The 1,903-nt window shown below is 47.8% G+C and carries 1 protein-coding gene; it reads left to right on the top strand.

The window, feature by feature from the left end; genetic code table 11:
- The first annotated feature begins 702 nt into the window (after positions 1-702).
- Positions 703-1,413 (top strand): reverse transcriptase/maturase family protein, encoded by a 711-nt coding sequence (locus DU506_RS22920; RefSeq protein ID WP_114488779.1) that lies wholly within the window; start codon positions 703-705, stop codon positions 1,411-1,413.
- Positions 1,414-1,903 lie beyond the last annotated feature (490 nt).

Genomic DNA, 1,903 nt, shown 5'->3' with positions numbered 1-1,903 from the left:
TGTATATGGAAAGCTTCATGATTCTTCTATATAGAATTGTCTACAAAGTATGAAGCTCCATGGATAAAGGCATTCACTCACCGACAGGGTTAGAGTGTTTAGATAGCGACCGGGACATCAACGCGGCGCTTAACATCAAGCGTCAAGGCATTTTGAAGTTGAAGGCGGAAGGGCTGTCCGTTTCTGCGTGCGCCGATGCGGCTGCACCTCTGTATGCTCAAGGAAGGAGCCCTACTGATGTCAAGGTAGGTAAAGTACCACGCTTAGCCAAGGGGGAAAGCCTCGTGGCGAACAAAGCATGCGTGGAAAAGGTGAGTGAGGAGAAGTTACCATCTCCAATAAGCTTATCAACCAAAAACGATATGGTTAAGCCTGATTGGCTGAACCCTAATTCAAGTCGGTTCAAGAGCGGACGACCCCTGCTCACGGTAACTTACGAGCAGGCCACCCCCTCCAGAGTAAGGGCAGTGTACTCTGGGGAGACATCGGGGGCGGGACTGTCGCTATGTGCGAGAGATGAATGTAAGGGGAACCTAAGTCGTTGGAAGGACAGGGTGCAAGTAACTTCGGGATCGCCTAAGGGGAGTAATCCCTATGGTGACGGAGCCATCGTAATAGTCGTTCCCTTCGGGGAATGTGGTTGGGGTAACGCCCAAAGAAGACGAAGGATGGCAGGATTGGACTTCGATAGGAATCTTAGTTATGTCGGATGACATGAACGGACTAAGAAGAATTGAGAAGCTTCGACAACTCAACACCGCTAATGGAGAGTGGGTGAATCGGGATGTCTACAGACTGCTCCTCAAGGAGGATGTGCTGATAGCAGCATACGAAACCATCAAGAGCAAAGCTGGGAATATGACTCCTGGTTCAAATGGGAAGACGCTGGATGGGACTTCTTTGGCCTCCCTTAGAAGAACTATCGAAAGGCTAAAAGACGAGAGCTTCCAATTCTCGCCTAGCCGTCGCGTCGACATCCCTAAGAGAAACGGTAAAACCAGACCTCTAGGGATAGCACCACCGAACGAGAAAATCGTACAAAAAGCCATCGAAATGATACTGACGGCAATTTACGAACCTTCGTTCAGTGAGTCCAGTCATGGCTTCCGTCCCGAAAGGGGCTGTCACACCGCGCTAAAACAGGTGATGACATGGTCGAATGTAAAGTGGATTGTTGAGGGAGACATCAAAGGCTTCTTTGACGCTATCTCACACAAAAAACTTATAGACATTCTGCGGAAAAAGATCATAGACGAACGTTTTATTAACCTTATATGGAAATCCCTTAGGGCGGGCTATGTTACATTTGACGGCAGTATAAGCGGTGCCAACAAAAAAGGAACATTCCACAACTCCCTTAAGGGTACTCCACAAGGAAGCATAGTTACGCCACTTACGATCTTGCATAATTGAGCCTCCACCTACTGAGTCAGTCGCCTTTTGTCCAACATTACACCCTGGATCTGGATCCACTCTGAACACTATCACAATCTCTTCTTTGTAAATTTCGATGCGCTTGACCAGGGCGCGAATAATCTCACGCTGCAAAGTAAAATCAGTTGTTGCTAATTGACCATTGACAGCAGCTGCAAACTCGTCGAGTCGGCTGATGATGAGGAACAGCTCAGACTGGCCCATGTGATGGCGCTTTGATGCTTCTATTTGGATGTCTAGCTGCTGCAGCCGGCATTTAATTTGCTGTACTTTGGGATCAAAGTCTGATTTCTCGATAACGCCTTCAGCATAGCTGTCAATAAGTCGTGATTTAGCTTGCTGAAGATAACGTTTTTGCTTTTCAAAGGCAGCCGTATCAGTGCCTTCTTTGTCCTTATCTTCGATTATATCCAGGCGGCGCTCATATTCTTGCTTCAGACGCTCAGGCTCGGACAGTAAAGCGACAACC

This window comes from Vreelandella rituensis (assembly GCF_003336665.1).
Lineage (GTDB): Bacteria > Pseudomonadota > Gammaproteobacteria > Pseudomonadales > Halomonadaceae > Vreelandella > Vreelandella rituensis.
Note: the sequence above shows the minus strand (reverse complement) of the source record. Positions and strands in the feature narration are given on the sequence as shown.